This window comes from Streptomyces lacrimifluminis (assembly GCF_014646095.1).
GTDB classification, from domain to species: domain Bacteria; phylum Actinomycetota; class Actinomycetes; order Streptomycetales; family Streptomycetaceae; genus Streptomyces; species Streptomyces lacrimifluminis.
The window spans coordinates 99141-116280 of the sequence record NZ_BMMU01000011.1 but is presented as its reverse complement, the minus strand read 5'-3'; the positions used below and the strand labels follow the sequence as shown (position 1 = coordinate 116280).

Sequence of the window (17140 nt, the reverse complement as noted above, 5' to 3'; positions counted from 1 at the left end):
CGTCATCGTCGACCGCGAGGTCGTCCGGCCCGCCGACGGGACCGATGTGAAACCGGGCGAAGCGGACAGGAAGGGTAAGGAGTCGTTGTGAACTGGCTGCTCGTGATCGCGGGCGGAATGGTCGGCGCACCCCTCCGCTATCTCACCGACAGGATGGTCCGGTCCCGGCACGACACGGCCTTCCCCTGGGGCACCTTCGCCGTCAACGTCACCGGGTGCCTGATCCTCGGCCTGCTCACCGGCGCCGCGCCGGGGCCGAATCTCCAACTGCTCCTGGGTACGGGCCTGTGCGGCGCGCTGACCACGTACTCGACCTTCTCCTACGAGACGCTGCGGCTGGCCGAGGACGGGGCCGGCCTGCTCGCCGCCGTCAACGTCATGGCGAGCGTGGTCGCCGGTCTCGGGGCGGCTTTCGCGGGCGTCTGGCTGGGCGGCGTGCTGTAGGCGGAGGGCGTCGGGGCCTTACCGGCGTGTAGTAGGACTGACCCGGCCGTCAGCCCGTCCCTCCCCAGCAGAACTGGATTCCATGAGCGCCATCTCCGTCGGTCAGGCCGTCGTCCTCGGAGCCGTCGAGGGTGTGACCGAGTTCCTGCCGGTGTCCTCGACCGGACATCTGAAGATCACCGAGGGGCTGATGAACATCCCCGTCGACGACAACGCCGTGGTCGGGTTCTCGGCCGTCATCCAGGTCGGCGCGATCGCCGCGGTGTTCGTGTACTTCTTCAAGGACATCGTCCGGATCGTCTCGGCCTGGGGGAGGGGCCTGAGGAACCGCGACGAGCGTCACCACCACGACTACAGGTTCGCCTGGTGGGTCATCTGCGCCACGGTCCCGATCGTCGTCGTGGGCCTTGCCGCCAAGCCGCTGATCGAGGGCCCCCTCGCCTCGCTCTGGGTGGTCGCCGCCTCGCTGATCGTCGGGAGCGGGGTGATGTGGGCGGCGGACCAGATGGGCCGGCACAGGCGTGGTGAGGGCGAGACCACCTTCAAGGACGCGATGATGGTGGGCAGTTCACAGATCCTCGCCCTCCTGTTCCCCGGCTTCTCCCGCTCCGGTGCCACCATGTCCATGGCGCTGATGCTCGACCTCGACCGGGTCGCCGCCACCCGTCTCTCCTTCTTCCTCGGCATCCCCGCCCTGACCGGCGCCGGGCTGTACGAGCTGAAGGACGCCCTGGGCGCGGGTGTGGGCGCCGCGCCGCTGGCCGTCGGCACGGTGGTCTCCTTCGTCGTCGCCTACGGGTCCATCGCCTGGCTGCTGAAGTTCGTCGCCAAGCACTCCTTCAACGCCTTCGTGATCTACCGGATCGTCGTCGGCGTACTGCTCTTCGGGCTGCTGGGCGCCGGTGTACTGAACTGAGGCGGGGCGGGATGCCGGGGCCGGTCCGAGGGCGGACCGGCCGCACACCCTTGACAGTCCCGTCCCTTCACCCGCAGGATCACCCCCGTGAACCTGTCAGACAGCCAGACAGGTGGCTCGGTACCGCGGCGCGTCAGCGCGATGGAAGCGGTCCTCGGTCATCTGCGCAGCGCCATCGAGCGCGGAGATTACGCCGTGGGGGACAAGCTCCCCTCCGAGGCCGAGCTGTGCCGACGCCTGGAGGTGAGCCGGCCCGTGCTGCGGGAGGCCCTGCGGGCCCTGCAGACCATGGGCCTGACCGTCTCCCGGACCGGCAAGGGCACCTTCGTCGTGTCCAGCACCGTCGAGGACCCCACCTTCGGCGACTACGCGGCCAGCGACCTCCTCGAAGTCCGCCGGCACGTCGAGATCCCGGTCGCCGGCTACGCGGCCGTACGACGGACCCCCGAGGATCTCGACCACCTCGCGCACCTGCTGGACCGTATGGAGCACGAGACCGACACCACCGCGTGGGTCGCCATGGACACCCTCTTCCATCTGGCCGTGGCGCAGGCCGCCCAGAACCCGGTGTTCCGCCGGGTGATCGAGGAGATCCGGGACGCGCTGGCCCGTCAGTCGGCCTTCCTGAACGAGCTGGGCGGCCGGCGTGAGCAGTCCAACCGTGAGCACCGGGCGATCGTCGAGGCACTGATCGACCGCAGCGAGGACGACGCGGTGGCGGCCATGTCCCACCATCTCGACCGGGTCTCCACGACCCTCACCGACATCGTGCGCGCCGCGCACACGGACACCCCCCACGAGACCTCCCCGGAAGGCGGACCCGAGGCGTGAGCGAGCAATCCCTCCAGGACGGCACGGCGAACGGAACGACGCGGAAGAAGGCCGTGCACGTCGACGCCGGTGACGCGGGCTACAGCAAGTCGCTGAAGGCCCGGCACGTCAACATGATCGCCATCGGCGGCGCCATCGGCACCGGCCTGTTCCTCGGCGCCGGCGGTCGGCTGGCCGAGGCCGGCCCGTCCCTCTTCATCGCCTACGCCGTCTGCGGCGTCTTCGCCTTCCTCGTCGTCCGGGCGCTGGGCGAACTCGTCCTGTACCGGCCCTCGTCCGGCGCGTTCGTGTCGTACGCACGTGAGTTCCTGGGCGAGAAGGGCGCGTACACCGCGGGCTGGATGTACTTCCTGAACTGGGCGACCACCGGCATCGCCGACATCACCGCGGTGGCCCTCTACACCCACTACTGGGGTCTGTTCTCCGACATCCCGCAGTGGGTGCTCGCGCTGATCGCCCTGGCGGTCGTCCTCACCGTGAACCTGATATCGGTGCGGATGTTCGGCGAACTGGAGTTCTGGTTCGCCATCATCAAGGTCAGCGCCCTCGTCGTCTTCATGCTGATCGGCATCTTCCTGCTGGTCACCCAGCACGAGGTCGCCGGCACCACCCCCGGCCCGTCCCTGATCACCGACAACGGCGGCGTATTCCCCAACGGCCTGCTGCCCATGCTGCTGATCATCCAGGGCGTCGTCTTCGCCTACGCCTCCGTCGAACTCGTCGGTGTCGCGGCGGGCGAGACCGAGAACCCCGAGAAGATCATGCCGAAGGCGATCAACTCGATCATGTGGCGCGTCGGCCTCTTCTACGTCGGCTCGGTCGTCCTCCTCTCGATGCTGCTGCCGTGGAACAAGTACACGTCGGGCGAGAGCCCCTTCGTGACCGTCCTCTCCAACATCGGCATCCCGGCGGCCGGCGGCGTGATGAACCTGGTCGTCCTCACGGCGGCCATGTCGTCCCTCAACTCGGGCCTGTACTCCACCGGCCGCATCCTGCGCTCGATGGCGATGTCCGGCTCCGCGCCGAAGTTCACCGGCAACATGAGCCGCAGCCAGGTCCCGTACGGCGGCATCCTGCTCACCAGCGGATTCTGCGTACTCGGTGTCGGCCTGAACTTCGTCGTCCCCGCCGACGCCTTCGAGATCGTGCTGAACTTCGCCGCGATCGGCATCCTCGCCACCTGGGGCATGATCATGATCTGCCACCTGGTGTTCTGGCGGAAGTCCGAGAACGGCGAGCTGGACAGGCCGAGCTACCGCCTCCCCGGCTCCCCGTGGACCGAACTCGTGACGCTGGCCTTCCTCGCCTCCGTCCTCGTCCTGATGTACGCCGACGGCGGCGCCGGCCGCACCACCGTGCTGTGTCTGCCGCTGATCGCCGGGGCACTGGTCGCGGGCTGGTACGGCGTCCGCGGCCAGGTGGCCCGCAAGGCCGCCGAGGCGAACGGACCCACCGAAGCCACCGGGTCGGCCGGGGCCGACGCGTGAACCACGCCGTGATGCAGGATGAAGTAATGCACGAAGCAGCGCAGGCAGGCATGTACGGCAGCACTCTCGCGGACGCCCCCGCGATCCGCGAACCCCTCCACTCGCCCGTCGCGCAGCTTGTGCGCGGCGGGGTCATCGAGGGCATCCACTACGGTTCCGTCGTCGTCCTCGGCGCCGACGGCCAGGTGGAGTTGCAGGTGGGCGACATCGAGGCGGCCTTCTATCCGCGCTCGGCCCTGAAACCGGTCCAGGCGGTGGCCATGCTCAGGGCCGGCCTGCCCCTCGACGGCGAGCTGCTCTCCCTGGCCGCCGCCAGCCACTCCGGCGAGGAACGCCACCTGGCCGGATCCCGCCGCATCCTGGAGTTGGCCGGCCTCGCCGAGGACGACCTGCGCAACGTGCCGGACCTGCCGTTCGACCCGGTCGTCCGGGACGGCTGGATACGCGAGGGCCGCCTGCCCTCCCGCCTCGCCCAGAACTGCTCAGGCAAGCACGCGGCCATGCTCTACACCTGCGAGCTCAACGGCTGGCCCCTCGACAGCTACCTCGACGCCGGCCACCCCCTTCAGCAGGCGATCGCCGAGATCGTCGAGGACCTCACCGGGCAGTGCATCGCCCAGGTGACCGTCGACGGCTGTGGAGCGCCCCTCTTCTCCATCTCCCTGCACGGTCTCGCCCGCGCTGCGGCCCGGATCACCACCGCCGCCCCCGACACCCCGGAGGCCCTGGTCGCCGACGCGATGCGTGACCACGCCGAGATGGCCTCCGGCTCCGGCCGGGACGTGGCCGCGCTGATGCGGGCCGTGCCCGGGCTGCTCAGCAAGGACGGCTTCGAGGGCGTCCAGGTCGCGGCCCTCCCGGACGGCCGGGCCGTCGCGGTCAAGATCGCCGACGGCGCGAACCGGGCCCGCGTCCCGGTGACGGCGGCGGCACTCGTCCGGGCCGGCGTGGAGCCGGAGCTGCTCACCGAGTTTGCGGGCGAGGCTCTGCTGGGCGGCGGCCGTGAGGTCGGACGGGTCCGACCGGCCCGCGCGCTCGATCCGGTAGCGCGGCGGTAGGGGGATCCGCACGGTTTTCCTCGCCCCCGTCGCCCCTACCCGTCCCGTCCCGTTCCTGAGGGCCGCCGCCCCCAGACCCCCGCTTCGGCCCTGAACGGGCCTCGTCCTCAAACTCCCCCAGAGGGGGGACCCCCAGACAGGCTGGATTGCCAGCCCCCTTCACGAAAGCAGGCCCACCCAGTCATGACCGGCGCAGCCACTCGCAGCGAACACGACCTGCTCGGCGACCGTGATGTTCCCGCCGAGGCGTACTGGGGTGTCCACACCCTGCGTGCCACGGAGAACTTCCCCATCACCGGCATGACCATCTCCGCCTACCCGCACCTCATCGACGCCCTCGCCGCCGTCAAGGAGGCCGCCGCCCTCGCCAACGAGGAACTCGGGCTGCTGGAGCCGAAGAAGGCCGCCGCGATCGTCGAGGCGTGCCGGGAGATCCGGGGCGGCAGGCTGCACGACCAGTTCGTGGTGGACGTCGTGCAGGGCGGGGCGGGCACCTCGACGAACATGAACGCCAACGAGGTGGTGGCGAACCGGGCGTTGGAGCTGCTGGGCCACGAGAAGGGCCAGTACCAGCACCTGCACCCCAACGAGGACGTCAACCTCGGCCAGTCCACCAACGACGTCTACCCGACCGCCGTCAAGGTCGCGACCGTCTTCGCGGTGCGGGAACTGCTCAAGGCGATGACCGTGCTGCAGGACGCCTTCGCCCGTAAGGCGGTCGAGTTCCACGACGTCCTGAAGATGGGGCGTACGCAGCTCCAGGACGCGGTACCGATGACGCTCGGGCAGGAGTTCTCGGCGTACGCCGTGATGATCGAGGAGGACCGCAGCCGCCTCGCGGAGGCGGTCGAGCTGATCCACGAGATCAACCTCGGCGCCACCGCGATCGGTACGGGTCTCAACGCCCCCGCCGGATACGCCGAGTCGGCCCGCCGCCATCTCTCCGCGATCACCGGACTGCCGCTCGTCACGGCCGCCAACCTGGTCGAAGCGACCCAGGACTGCGGGGCGTTCGTCCAGATGTCCGGCGTACTCAAGCGGGTCGCCGTCAAGCTCTCCAAGAGCTGCAACGACCTGCGCCTGCTGTCCTCCGGGCCGCGCGCCGGGCTCGGCGAGATCAACCTGCCGCCGGTGCAGGCGGGTTCGTCGATCATGCCCGGCAAGGTGAACCCGGTGATCCCCGAGGTCGTCAACCAGGTCGCCTTCGAGGTGATCGGCAACGACGTCACCATCACCATGGCCGCCGAGGCCGGACAGCTCCAGCTCAACGCCTTCGAGCCGATCATCCTGCACTCCCTCTCGGAGTCCATCACCCACCTGCGCGCCGCCTGCCTCACGCTCGCCGAGCGCTGCGTCGACGGCATCACCGCCAACACCGAGGCCCTGCGCGCGAGTGTGGAGAACTCCATAGGCCTGGTCACGGCCCTCAACCCGTACATCGGGTACACGGCCGCCACCGACATCGCCAAGGAGGCCCTTGTCAGCGGCCGGGGCGTCGCCGAACTCGTCCTGGAGAAGGGACTGTTGCCCGCCGAACGACTCGCCGACCTGCTGCGCCCCGAGATCCTGGCGGGCAACGGCGCGTAGCGCTCCGCTGAATCGGCGGGTTCTTTGCCGCGGGCCGGTGGGGGCTGGCCGCGTCCGCGCGCCGGAGCCGCATTGTTGACACAGCCCCGCGCCCCTGTCGGGGCACTGTCGCGCACCCGATTTCACCAGGATCGCTCGGACACACGAACGCGCGCCAAGACCGGTCTCCGGAGGGACAATGACGATCATGGATCCAGCTCCGTCGCCCTCGCCCCCGACCTTCCTGCCGGTCCTGGAACGCATCGCCGAGGAGATCGAACGCACACCCGGTCGCGGGCGTCCCGCCGACTACATCCCGGCGCTCGCCGCCCGCGACCCGCGCAGCTTCGGCATGGCCGTCGCCGAACTGGACGGCACGGTGTACGGGGTGGGGGAGTGGCGGGAGCCGTTCTCCGCGCAGTCCGTCACCAAGGTCTTCACCCTCGCCCTCGACCTGGCCCGCGAGGGTGACGAACTCTGGGAGCACGTCGGCCGCGAACCCTCCGGCAATCCCTTCAACTCCCTGATCCAGCTGGAGTACGAGAACGGCATCCCGCGCAACCCGTTCATCAACGCGGGCGCGCTCGTCGTCACCGACCGCCTGCACACCCGTACCGGGGACGCGGCCGGAGCGCTCCTCGACTTGCTGCGCACGGAGTCCGGCAATCCCGGGCTCACCTTCGACAAGGAGGTGGCCGCCTCCGAGGCCGGACGCGGCCACCGCAACGCCGCGCTCGCCCACTTCATGGCCTCGTACGGCAACATCGACAACCCGGTTCCGGACCTGCTGGAGCAGTACTTCCGCCAGTGCTCGGTCGAGGCGTCCTGCGCCGACCTCGCCCTCGCTTCGGCCTTCCTGGCCCGCCACGGCGTCCGGGCCGACGGCACCCGCCTCCTGACCCGCAGCCAGTCCAAACAGATCAACGCCATCATGCTGACCTGCGGCACCTACGACGCGGCGGGCGACTTCGCCTACCGCGTGGGCCTCCCCGGCAAGAGCGGAGTGGGCGGCGGCATCATCGCGATAGTCCCGGGCCGCTGCACCCTGTGCGTCTGGAGCCCTGGGCTCGACGAGCGCGGCAACTCGGTGGCGGGGGTGGCGGCCCTGGACCGCTTCACGACACTGACGGGAGTGTCGGTCTTCTGATCTTCGAGTGTTCTGACGACCTTCTCAACGTCCTGTGCGTGGGGGGCGCCCTTATAGGGGCGCGGGGCTGTGACATTGTGCGGCTCCGCCGCGTGGGCGCGACAAGCCCCCACCGGCGGGCAGCCGACAAGGCGACCCCACCGACCACTCACCGGTAACGCGTAGGCCCCCGCCCGGAAGGCGCCCCGTAGCCCCGCGTCCACCAACCCTTGTCAGGCTGCACAAGTGAAGGCTCCCCCGACAACCCTCCCCCGCTGCCAGGCCATAGGCCTGATCGGCACCGTATGTCTCGCGCTGGGAGGCGAGACCGCCGGAGCCCTCCCCGTACGGGAACTCATCGCCCCCTCCACCGGCCGCGCCGCGCTGGGCCTGGTCGGCGTCTACTTCGGCGTCGTGCTGCTGATAGCGGCCTGGGCCCTGCTCGGCAGACTGGTCCGGGGCCCGGAGCCGCCCACCGTACGCTCCCTGATGCTCGTCCTCGTCGTCTGGGCAGCCCCGCTCCTCCTCGCCCCACCCCTTTTCAGCCGCGACGTCTACAGCTACCTCGCCCAGGGTGCGATGGTCGACGCGCACATGGACGTGTACGCGCACGGCCCCGCCCTGCTCGGCGGCCCGCTCGCCGCCGAGGTCGCCCCCGTGTGGCAGCAGACCGGCGCCCCGTACGGCCCCGTGTTCCTCGCCGTCGCGTCCGGACTCTCCGGACTGACCCGGGGTGAGATCCCCGCCGGCCTGTTCGGCCTGCGGCTGGTGGCGCTGCTCGGCGTGGCCCTGATGGCGGCGGCCCTGCCCCGCCTCGCCCGGCACAGCGGTGCCGACCCGGCCGCCGCGCTGTGGCTCGGCGCCCTCAACCCGCTGGTCCTGCTGCACCTGGTGGCGGGCGCCCACAACGACGCGATCATGCTCGGGCTGCTCGGCGTCGGCCTGGTGGCGGCGCTGGGCCGGTGGCCGGTCCTCGGCGCCGTACTGGTCACGCTCGCCGCCCTCGTCAAGGCGCCCGCCGTCCTCGGCCTCGCCGCGGTCGTGGCCCTCCAGATCCGCGCGGGCCGCAGCCCGGTGCGGGCGGTACTGACGACCGCGGGCGCGGCCGTCGCCACCACCGTCGGCGTCACCGCGCTGGCCGGCACCGGCTACGGCTGGATAGGCGCCCTGAGAACCCCGGTGTCCCCCCAGAACTGGGCCCTCACCAGCCTTCTCGGCCGCGCGACGGCCGCCGCGCTCACGAAGGTCGGCAGCGATCTGGCACCGCTCGCCGTCCCTGCCTGGCATCTGCTCGGCATCGCCGTCACCGTCCTCGCCATCGCCTTCATATGGCTGCGCCGCCCACGCCTCAGCCCGGTCTACGCACTCGGTCTCAGCCTGGCCGTCGTGGTCGTCCTCGGCCCGGCGATCCGGCCCTGGTACGCCCTGTGGGCCCTGTTCCTCATCGCCGCCGCGGCGCCCAGCGCGTCCGTACGCCACCGCCTCGCCGCCGTCACCGGGGTCGTCGCGCTCCTGGCCCTGCCGAGCGGCGCGCCCGCCGGGACCGAGGAACTGGTCCTGGCCGTCTCCGGCGGCGCGCTGGCCGTCGTCGTCCTCTGGCAGGCCTACCAGGCGGCCCGGACACCCCTGCGGGAGAGCACGGTATGAGCCCTGTGAGACTGCCCCGCACCGACCGGGAACGGCTGATCCTGGTGCTCGCCCTCGCCCTCACGGTGACCGTGTTCACCGCGACCGTGCCTCTGCTGCGGGGCTGGTTCGACCTGCGCGTCTACTACGGAACCGTCGACACCTGGGTCCACCACGGCGGCCGGATCTACGACTACCGGGTGCCCGGCACGACGTACGGCTTCACCTATCCGCCGTTCGCGGCCGTCAGCATGCTGCCGATGGCCCTCCTCGGGCTGCACGCCGCGATCACCGCCGCGCTGCTCCTCAACCTGGCGGCGCTCGGCGCGGTGGTGTGGATGACCGCCGGACCCGTGCTGTGCCGGTACGGCTGGTACGGCTGGGCCCTGTCCGCCTGTGTGCTGGCGCTGTTCGAACCCGTCCGCGACACCGTCAGCTTCGGCCAGGTGAACCTCGTACTGCTGGCCCTCGTCCTCACCGACGCCTGGCTGCTGACGACCGGCCGGACCCGCTGGGCGGGCATCGGGATCGGGCTTGCCGCCGCCATCAAGCTGACCCCCGCCCTGTTCATCGGCCTGCTGCTGCTCGCCGGGCGGCGACGGGCAGCCGGGCTCGCGACGGCTGTCGCCGGTGCCGCCACCGCGCTCGCGGTGTGGGTCGCGCCGGAGGCCTCACGTTTCTACTGGAGCGAGGCGCTGTGGGACACCCAGCGCATCGGGAAGACGGCGTACGTCTCCAACCAGTCGCTCCAGGGCGTACTGGCGCGGCTGGCCGAGCCGGGCGAGCCCAGCCGTGCCGTGTGGCTGGTGCTGGTCCTGGTCGTCCTCGGGGTCTGGGCGTGGCGGGCTCGCCGGGCCGTCGCCGTGGGGGACTGGTGGGCCGCGTTCGCGCTCACCGGGCTGACCGCGTGTCTGGTCAGCCCGATCACCTGGGTGCACCATCTCGTCTGGCTGCTGCCGTCGTTCGCTCTCCTGCTGCGCACCGGGCACACGCGCGTGGCGGGCGCTCTGTACGCGGTGCTGTGTACGAGCGTGGTGTGGCTGTGGTTCGACGACGCGTCCGGCGTGGACGGCTTCGTCGGCGGCAGCGCGTACGTCTGGGTCACACTCGGACTGCTGCTGTGGCTGCCGGTGGACGCTGCCGGTCAGACCCGTTTCGCGCTCACGATCCGCAACGCCAGCGACACCGCGCCGGCGCCGAGCACGGCCGCTCCGAGGATCGTCCAGGTCTCCGGCCAGCCCGGCCCGGCGTCGGACGCCACGGTGGCGGCCACCGGGACCGGCACCGCCCCCGACGCCGGTGCTTCCGGGCCCGCCTGCGGTACGGGCCGCGCGGCGACCAGCGAGCCGACGGGATCGACGCGTCCGGCGGCCCCGAAGCCCCAGTCGAGCAGCGAGCGGGCCTCCTCGTAGACGGCGTGTCCGCCGCCCTCCTGAGGGTTCATCACCGTGACGACCAGGGTGCGCCCGCCCCGGCGCGCGGCGGCGACCAGCGTGTTGCCCGCATTGCTGGTGTAGCCGTTCTTGACGCCGATCACCCCCCGGTAGCGGGCGACGCCGTTGGCGCCGGTCAGCAGCCGGTTGGTGTTCTGGATCTCGTACGACCAGCCGTCCCCGCCGGGGAACTTCGCCCGGGCCGTGCCGCAGTAGTCGGCGAAGTCCTCGTTGTGCAGCCCGGCCCGTCCGAACACCGCGAGGTCGTACGCCGACGACACCTGCCCCGACGCGTCGTAGCCGTCGGGCGAGCGCACATGGGTGTCGCGGGCGCCCAGGGAGCGGGCCTTGGCCTGCATCCGGACGGCGGTGTCGCGCCAGCCCCCGCTCATGGCGGCCAGGACGTGCACGGCGTCGTTCCCGGAGTTGAGGAACACCCCCCGCCACAGGTCGGAGACACGGTACGTACGACCGGCCGCGACTCCGACGAGACTGCTGCCGGCCCCGATGCCCGCCAACTCGGCCTCGGTGACCTTGTGCCGCAGGCCCGCGGGCAGCTTGGGCAGCACGGTGAGGGCGAAGAGCGTCTTGAGGGTGCTGGCCGGGGGCAGTTTGCGGTGCGCGTTGTGCGCGGCGAGCACCTCACCGGTGGCGGCGTCGGCCACCAGCCACGACAGCGCGGACACGTCCCGGGGGAGGCGGGGTGCGCCGGGGCGGAGCCGGGCCTGGGTACCGGAGCGGTACAGCAGCCGCGCGTCCGCCGTCGTCGGTGTGACCGGGTCGGCACCGGTGCGGGCGGACGCCGGGGCGGGCGTGAGCGCCAGCACGCCCGTCACGCACAGCGCACAGCAGGAGGCGGCGATCCGGGAAGGGAATCTGATGGTCATACCGCAAACGTAAGAATGGACGTGCCGATCGCTGCGCTGCCGGGGCCGAGAAGCGGGCCCGAACACCCGGATGCCACACCCGGGAGCACATGGGCACCCAAAGGTGTGGCTACTCGGCCGGCAGTGTCGGCTGGATCCGCCGCATGAAGGCCGCGTTGTCGGGAGTGCTGCGAAGCCGCTCCAGGAGGGTTTCCAGGCTCGCCTGGCCGTCCCGCGTCTGCAGGACCCGCCGCAGCCCTTGAACGGTCGTCAACTCGGCCGGGTTCAGCAGGAGTTCCTCTCGGCGGGTGCCGGACGGATTGATGTCGACGGCCGGGTAGACGCGCCGGGAGGCGAGCTCGCGGCTCAGCCGCAGCTCCATGTTGCCCGTGCCCTTCAGCTCCTCGAAGAAGAAGTCGTCGGCGCGGGAGCCGGTCTCCACCAGGGCGGTGGCGAGGATCGTGAGCGAACCGCCCTCCTCGGCCAGGCGTGCGGAGCCGAAGAGCCGCTTCGGCCCGAGCAGCGCGGCGGCGTCGACCCCGCCGCTGAGGGTGCGGCCACCGGAGGCCGCCGCGTTGTTGTGGGCCCTGCACAGCCGGGTGAGGGAGTCCAGGAGGATGACGACGTCCTCGCCCGTCTCGACGAGCCGCTTGGCCCGCTCGATGGCGAGTTCGGCGAGCGCGATGTGCTGCTTTGGTGCCTTGTCGAAGGTCGAGGCGTACACCTCTCCGCGCACGGAGCGCCGCATGTCGGTGACCTCTTCGGGCCGCTCGTCGAGCAGCACCACCATCAGGCGGCATTCGGGGTGGTTGCCGGCGACGGCCGCCGCGATCTGCTGGAGCAGCACGGTCTTGCCGGTCTTGGGCGGTGCCACGATCAGCCCGCGCTGGCCCTTGCCGACGGGTGCGATCAGGTCGGTGACGCGTCCGGTGAGTCCGGCCGCCGGATGTTCCAGACGGAGCCGGTCGCGCGGGTGCAGCGGGGTGAGGTCGCGGAAGTGACGACGGTCGCGCAGCTCTTCGGGCGTACGGCCGTTGACCAGCCCGACCTCGGTGAGAGCGCGCTGGGTGCCTTGGGCGCCGGCGACGAGGTCGCCCTTGCGCAGGCCGTGGCGGCGGATCAGGGCCGGGGAGACCTGAAGGTCGGTGGGTGCGGGCAGGCAGCTGTCGGCGGCCCGCAGGTGCCCCTTCCCGTTGCCGTCGATGTCGAGGACACCGGTCGCGATCCGGGCCGGGGGCAGTTGTTCCGTGTTCTGTCCAGGGCGATGTTCGAGTGTGGTGGTCATGGTCGGGGAGTCCTTTCGAGGACGGAGACGCATGCCGCATGAGGCACGCGGAAGAAGGAGGAAGGGGAGGCCGCGAGAACTGAGCGCGCCGGGCGCGCTACGGGCGGCGGGAGACAGCAACACCTCGGGTACGACAGAACTACGTCGCAGCTGGGGAGGTGGCACTGGGAGAGCCGATGTGCCGATCGGAATCCGACGGGCAGTTCGGCGAACTGAGGAGGAACTGCACCGGCGCCCGGAACGGGGCGTACACAAGTGCTCGGCAGTACCGTACCACACGGTGCTGCGGGTGTGGCTGTGAGTTGCGGCTGGGGGTTGGGGTTCAGCGGCTCGCGAGGAGCCCGTACAGGAGCGGGACGCGCGGCTCGGGCAACCGCCACCAGCCCGACTCCGTACGTTCCATACGGGGCCAGCGTGGCCAGGGCAGTTCATCGCTCTCGCGCAACCGCCGGATGGTCAGTCCCGCCCCGATCAACGCGTTGACGGCCTCGTCCATTCCGTGCATCCACTCGAAGCTCTCGGTGGCCCCCGCCACGGCCGGGCCGTCGGTGTACGTGAACGTCGCATCACGGTGCACGGCACCCCGCGTGCCCAAGTAGTCGTGCCGCAGCAGGAGTTCACCGGTGTCGCCCGGAGCGGGCTTCGGGCCCAGCGAGTTGAGCAGTGGATGGAACTCAACGACGAACAACAGGCCGCCGGGAAGCAGGAGTTGGGCGATCGTCTCCGCCCAGCGCTCCAGGTCGGGCAGATAGCACAGGGCGCCCTTGCCGGTGTACACGACGTCGAACCGCCGTTGCTCCAGGGCCTCCACGGCGTCGTACACGTTCGCCCGTACGTACGTCACGTCGAGGCCGGCCTTCGCCGCGATGTCGCGCGCGGCCGTAACGGACGCCTCGGAAATGTCGAGGCCGACGGCCCGCGCCCCGCGCTGGGCGAAGGCCAGGGTCTCCGTGCCGAGGTGGCACTGGAGGTGAAGCACATCGCGGTCGGTCAGTTCGCCGAGGTCCTCCCACTCCCAGGAGGCGAACCAGCGCGACGGGTCGAGGTTCTCGGACAGCCCGTAGAAACGGCTGGCGAGATGGACGGGGGTTCGGGCGTCCCAGTTGGCCTCGTTGGCCCGCATCATCCGCGCGTGCTCGTCGGTGGTCATGGGGTCATCCAACCAAAACGCGCCCGCTCAGGCGGACCCCGCGGCCTGTGCCTCCTGCGCGATCCGCTCGAACTGGGCGCCCATGGCCGCCGACAGCGCCTGCGCGGCCGACAGTGGACGGACCATGACCGTCAGCTCGTCGATCAGACCGTCCTCGTCGACGTGCAGGAAGTCGCAGCCCTGAATCTCGCGCTCGCCGACCCGCGCCGTGAACACCAGCGCGTGGTCGCGGCTGTCGGGCGCGCCGATCTCCCGCTCGTACCGGAAGTCCTCGAAGACCCGGGACACACCGCGCAGGATCGCCGCGGTGATCGCCTTGCCGGGGTACGGCCGGAACGCGACCGGGCTGGTGAACACGACGTTCTCCGCCAGCAGTATCTCGACGGCGTCGAGATCCCCGGCCTCCACTGCCTCACGAAACGCACGCATCCGCTCACCCTAAGGGGTGAACCGCCCGAGCCGGCGTCCCAGGTGCCGACCCGCCCACGCGCCCTAAGCTGGGCCGATGTTCAGCCCCGAAGGTCCTACCCTCCGTGAACTCGCCGTGCAGGCGCTGTCGTCCGTCGAGCACGGCTACGACCTGCTCGCACCGAAGTTCGACCACACCCCGTTCCGTACGCCGGACACGATCCTCGACGCGGTGGCGTCGGCGCTCGGCACGCTCGGGCCCTTCGGTGACGGTCTCGACCTGTGCTGCGGCACCGGCGCCGGTCTGGCGGTGCTGGAGGAGGTGTGCCGAGGGAGTGTCACCGGGATCGACATCAGCACGGGCATGCTGGAGGTGGCCTGGCGGCGGGCGGGGGCGGACGAGCGCCCCGGCGGACCGCGCGTCGCCCTGGTACGCGGCGACGCGCGAGCCCTGCCCTTCGCCCCGGCGTCCGCCCCCGCCTTCGATCTGGTCGTCAGCTTCGGGGCGTTCGGCCATTTCCTGCCGGGCGAGTTGCCGGGGCTGTTCGCCCAGGTCCACTCCGTACTGCGGCCGGGCGGTCGCTTCGCGTTCCCCGTCGCGGCCCCGGCCCGCCCGGGAACGCCCGCCTACTGGGCGCTGCTCGGCTTCGACGCGGTGATGAGGGTGCGCAACGCCGTGTGGAAGCCGCCGTTCGTCATGTACTACCGGTCCTTCCGACTGGCCGACGTGCGACGGGAGTTGACGCACGTCGGCTTCGACGTGGAGACCCGGGCCCTGCCCGAGTTCGGGTGCAGGCCGGACGGCAGTCCGCGCTGCCGGATGGTGGTGGCGACGCGGACACCCGTCGGGTGACGACCCGTCAGCTCTTGATGAACTCCAGCAGGTCCGCGTTGAACGCCTTCTCGAAGTCGCCCACCAGGCCGTGCGGGGCGCCCGGGTAGACCTTCAAGATCGAGTCCTTGACGAGTTGCGCCGTCTTCTCCGCCGACGCGGCGATCGGCACGATCTGGTCGTCGGCTCCGTGCGCGATCAGCGTCGGTACGTCGATGCGGCCCAGGTCCTCGGTGAAGTCGGACTCCGAGAACTGCTTGACGCAGTCGTAGGCGGCCTTGAGCCCGACCTGCATGCTCCACAGCCAGAACGCGCGGCGCATGCCCTCGGACGGGGTCGCGTCCGGCCTGTTGAAACCGAAGAAGGCCTCGCTGAGGTCCCAGTAGAACTGCGAACGGTCCGCCTCCACGCCCGCCCGGATACCGTCGAAGGCCTCGACGGGAGTGCCCTCGGGGTTGGCGTCGGTCTTCAGCATCAGCGGCGGCACCGCACCCAGCAGTACGACCTTGGCGACGCGTCCCGTCCCGTGCCGGCCGATGTAGCGGGTCACCTCGCCGCCGCCGGTCGAGTGGCCGACGAGGATGACGTTGTCGAGGTCGAGCGACTCGATCAGTTCGGCCAGGTCGTCGGCGTACTGGTCCATGTGGTTGCCCTGCCACGGCTGCGCGGAACGGCCGTGCCCGCGCCGGTCGTGCGCGATGGCCCGGAAGCCGTCCTCGGCGACCAGACGGGACTGGCCGTCCCACGTGTCCGCGTTCAGCGGCCAGCCGTGGCTGAACACCACCGGCTGTCCCGTACCCCAGTCCTTGAAGAAGATCTCGGTGCCGTCGGAGGTGGTGAACGTGCTCATGTGTGCCTTTCTGGACGTTGTGTTCAGAGTGCGCTGTACAAGGCGTCGATCAGCGCCATTTTCCGTGGGTCGTCGGCGATGTGTGGGCCCATGCGGTTCATGACATACCCCATGGACGCGCCGCCCTCGGGGTCGGCCAGTCCGCAGGAGCCGCCGAACCCGTCATGGCCGTACGCCTTCGGGTTGGGCCCGTACGAGCCGTTCGGGCCGCTCAGCCACAGCCCGAGCCCGATCTCCGTCTCGTGGTCGAAACCGGCGCCCAGCACCAGGTCCCGGCAGCGACCCTGTCCCTCGCGCACCCGTTCGGCTGCCTCGGTGGAGAGGACGCGCTGTCCGCCGTACGAGCCCTGGCCGGCGAAGACGCCGTACAGCGCGGCGATCGCGCGTGCCGTGCCGTGGCCGTTGGCCGCCGGTATCTCGGCGGCCCGCCACTCGGGGCTGTTCGCCTCCGCGGGGCCCATGAGGGGGTTGGCCAGGGCGGCGATCGCCGTGGGTGTCAACTGGGCGTAGATCGCGGCCTGTTCGCTGGTCGGGGCGGCCGGTGGCTGCACCAGCTCGGCGGCCCGCCCGGCCTCCTTCTCCGGCAGCCCGATGGTGAAATCGATGCCCAGCGGTCCGGTCACCTCCCGCTCCAGGAAGGCGCCCGGCAGCAGCCCCGACACCCGGCGGACCACCTCACCGACCAGGAAGCCGTACGTCAGCGCGTGATAGCCGGACCGAGTCCCCGGCTCCCACCAGGGCTCCGTCGCCGCCAGCCGGCAGGTCGTCAACTCCCAGTCGTAGAGGTCGGCGAGCGCATGCGGTTCCCGCAGGCCGGACAGTCCCGACCGGTGCGACAGCAGATGCCGGACGAGCACGCCCTCCTTGCCGGCCGCCGCGAACTCCGGCCAGTACGAGGCCACCGGGGCGTCGAGGTCGAGCAGGCCCCGGTCGGCGAGGATGTGCGCGCACAGTGCCACCGGGCCCTTCGACGTCGACCACACGTTCACGAGCGTGTCGCGCTCCCACACGCGCGTGCGCCCCGCGTCGGCCCAGCCGCCCCACAGGTCGACCACCGTCTCGCCGCCGACCGTGACGCTCACCGCCGCGCCCAGCTCCTGGCGGTCGCGGAAGTTCTCCTCGAACGCCGTGCGCACCGCCGAGAAGCGTGCGTCGCAGTCGCCGTGAACGTGTGGCACGTGCTCGGACATGGGCCCTCCGTGGTCCGCCGGGACACCGGGTCACGACGCTGTGGCCCGGCACCGTGAACATACCGACTGGTC

General features: G+C 71.0%; 15 protein-coding genes and 1 pseudogene. 10 read left to right on the top strand and 6 right to left on the bottom strand.

Annotated features, from left to right (window positions below):
* The first annotated feature begins 87 nt into the window (after positions 1-87).
* The 9 genes from crcB (at position 88) to IEY89_RS40710 (ending at position 10466) form a co-directional block, all read left to right on the top strand.
* The gene (gene crcB / locus IEY89_RS18415) at positions 88-444 is read left to right on the top strand and encodes a fluoride efflux transporter CrcB (RefSeq protein WP_189148514.1); all 357 of its coding nucleotides are present in this window, start codon (positions 88-90) and stop codon (positions 442-444) included.
* Between the two features lie 82 nt (positions 445-526).
* Positions 527-1360 (top strand): undecaprenyl-diphosphate phosphatase, encoded by an 834-nt coding sequence (locus IEY89_RS18410; RefSeq protein WP_189148513.1) that lies wholly within the window; start codon positions 527-529, stop codon positions 1358-1360.
* A gap of 141 nt (positions 1361-1501) precedes the next feature.
* Complete coding sequence (locus IEY89_RS18405) at positions 1502-2191, top strand: FadR/GntR family transcriptional regulator (protein ID WP_189148635.1); 690 nt, start codon at positions 1502-1504, stop codon at positions 2189-2191.
* Positions 2188-3678 (top strand): amino acid permease, encoded by a 1491-nt coding sequence (locus tag IEY89_RS18400; protein WP_189148512.1) that lies wholly within the window; start codon positions 2188-2190, stop codon positions 3676-3678. The genes IEY89_RS18405 and IEY89_RS18400 overlap by 4 nt, the downstream gene beginning before the upstream one ends.
* Before the next feature lie 50 nt (positions 3679-3728).
* The gene (locus tag IEY89_RS18395; RefSeq protein ID WP_189148634.1) at positions 3729-4736 is read left to right on the top strand and encodes an asparaginase; all 1008 of its coding nucleotides are present in this window, start codon (positions 3729-3731) and stop codon (positions 4734-4736) included.
* 183 nt (positions 4737-4919) lie between these two features.
* The gene (gene aspA, locus IEY89_RS18390; RefSeq protein WP_189148511.1) at positions 4920-6323 is read left to right on the top strand and encodes an aspartate ammonia-lyase; all 1404 of its coding nucleotides are present in this window, start codon (positions 4920-4922) and stop codon (positions 6321-6323) included.
* A gap of 187 nt (positions 6324-6510) precedes the next feature.
* A complete protein-coding gene (locus IEY89_RS18385) occupies positions 6511-7449 on the top strand; it encodes a glutaminase (RefSeq protein ID WP_189148510.1) in 939 nt (312 codons plus the stop codon).
* A 225-nt stretch (positions 7450-7674) separates the two neighbouring features.
* Positions 7675-9075 carry a polyprenol phosphomannose-dependent alpha 1,6 mannosyltransferase MptB gene (gene mptB, locus IEY89_RS18380; protein WP_189148509.1) on the top strand — a complete coding sequence of 467 codons (1401 nt, stop codon included), beginning with the start codon at positions 7675-7677 and terminating at the stop codon, positions 9073-9075.
* Positions 9072-10466: a glycosyltransferase 87 family protein gene (locus tag IEY89_RS40710; protein ID WP_229695299.1), complete on the top strand. Its 1395-nt coding sequence runs from the start codon at positions 9072-9074 to the stop codon at positions 10464-10466. The genes mptB and IEY89_RS40710 overlap by 4 nt, the downstream gene beginning before the upstream one ends.
* An 83-nt stretch (positions 10467-10549) precedes the next feature.
* On the opposite strand, the pseudogene IEY89_RS18375 reads toward IEY89_RS40710, so the two are convergent.
* From IEY89_RS18375 to IEY89_RS18360, 4 genes and pseudogenes are all read right to left on the bottom strand, one after another.
* Positions 10550-11374 (bottom strand): annotated as a pseudogene (locus tag IEY89_RS18375) (D-alanyl-D-alanine carboxypeptidase family protein); the annotation flags it as partial.
* A gap of 109 nt (positions 11375-11483) precedes the next feature.
* Positions 11484-12638, bottom strand: coding sequence for a transcription termination factor Rho (gene rho, locus IEY89_RS18370; RefSeq protein ID WP_189148507.1), 1155 nt, complete (start codon positions 12636-12638; stop codon positions 11484-11486).
* A gap of 322 nt (positions 12639-12960) precedes the next feature.
* Positions 12961-13788, bottom strand: coding sequence for a class I SAM-dependent methyltransferase (locus IEY89_RS18365; RefSeq protein WP_189148506.1), 828 nt, complete (start codon positions 13786-13788; stop codon positions 12961-12963).
* A gap of 27 nt (positions 13789-13815) precedes the next feature.
* Complete coding sequence (locus IEY89_RS18360) at positions 13816-14217, bottom strand: nuclear transport factor 2 family protein (protein WP_189148505.1); 402 nt, start codon at positions 14215-14217, stop codon at positions 13816-13818.
* Between the two features lie 76 nt (positions 14218-14293).
* Here IEY89_RS18360 and IEY89_RS18355 point away from each other — a divergent pair, with 76 nt between their 5' ends.
* Positions 14294-15049, top strand: coding sequence for a class I SAM-dependent methyltransferase (locus IEY89_RS18355; protein ID WP_189148504.1), 756 nt, complete (start codon positions 14294-14296; stop codon positions 15047-15049).
* A gap of 7 nt (positions 15050-15056) precedes the next feature.
* On the opposite strand, the gene IEY89_RS18350 is transcribed toward IEY89_RS18355, so the two are convergent.
* Positions 15057-15878, bottom strand: coding sequence for an alpha/beta fold hydrolase (locus IEY89_RS18350; protein ID WP_189148503.1), 822 nt, complete (start codon positions 15876-15878; stop codon positions 15057-15059).
* Between the two features lie 23 nt (positions 15879-15901).
* On the bottom strand, positions 15902-17068 hold the full coding sequence (locus tag IEY89_RS18345) for a serine hydrolase domain-containing protein (protein WP_189148502.1): 1167 nt from the start codon (positions 17066-17068) through the stop codon (positions 15902-15904).
* Positions 17069-17140 lie beyond the last annotated feature (72 nt).

Bases quoted from the DNA above. Each gene is read 5' to 3' on its own strand.
- rho (WP_189148507.1), bottom strand. From the start codon at position 12,638: ATGACCACCACACTCGAACATCGCCCTGGACAGAACACGGAACAACTG.
- IEY89_RS40710 (WP_229695299.1), top strand. From the start codon at position 9,072: ATGAGCCCTGTGAGACTGCCCCGCACCGACCGGGAACGGCTGATCCTG.
- IEY89_RS18385 (WP_189148510.1), top strand. From the start codon at position 6,511: ATGGATCCAGCTCCGTCGCCCTCGCCCCCGACCTTCCTGCCGGTCCTG.
- IEY89_RS18350 (WP_189148503.1), bottom strand. From the start codon at position 15,878: ATGAGCACGTTCACCACCTCCGACGGCACCGAGATCTTCTTCAAGGAC.
- IEY89_RS18405 (WP_189148635.1), top strand. From the start codon at position 1,502: ATGGAAGCGGTCCTCGGTCATCTGCGCAGCGCCATCGAGCGCGGAGAT.
- aspA (WP_189148511.1), top strand. From the start codon at position 4,920: ATGACCGGCGCAGCCACTCGCAGCGAACACGACCTGCTCGGCGACCGT.
- IEY89_RS18410 (WP_189148513.1), top strand. From the start codon at position 527: ATGAGCGCCATCTCCGTCGGTCAGGCCGTCGTCCTCGGAGCCGTCGAG.
- IEY89_RS18395 (WP_189148634.1), top strand. From the start codon at position 3,729: ATGTACGGCAGCACTCTCGCGGACGCCCCCGCGATCCGCGAACCCCTC.
- IEY89_RS18345 (WP_189148502.1), bottom strand. From the start codon at position 17,068: ATGTCCGAGCACGTGCCACACGTTCACGGCGACTGCGACGCACGCTTC.
- IEY89_RS18360 (WP_189148505.1), bottom strand. From the start codon at position 14,217: ATGCGTGCGTTTCGTGAGGCAGTGGAGGCCGGGGATCTCGACGCCGTC.
- IEY89_RS18365 (WP_189148506.1), bottom strand. From the start codon at position 13,788: ATGACCACCGACGAGCACGCGCGGATGATGCGGGCCAACGAGGCCAAC.
- IEY89_RS18355 (WP_189148504.1), top strand. From the start codon at position 14,294: ATGTTCAGCCCCGAAGGTCCTACCCTCCGTGAACTCGCCGTGCAGGCG.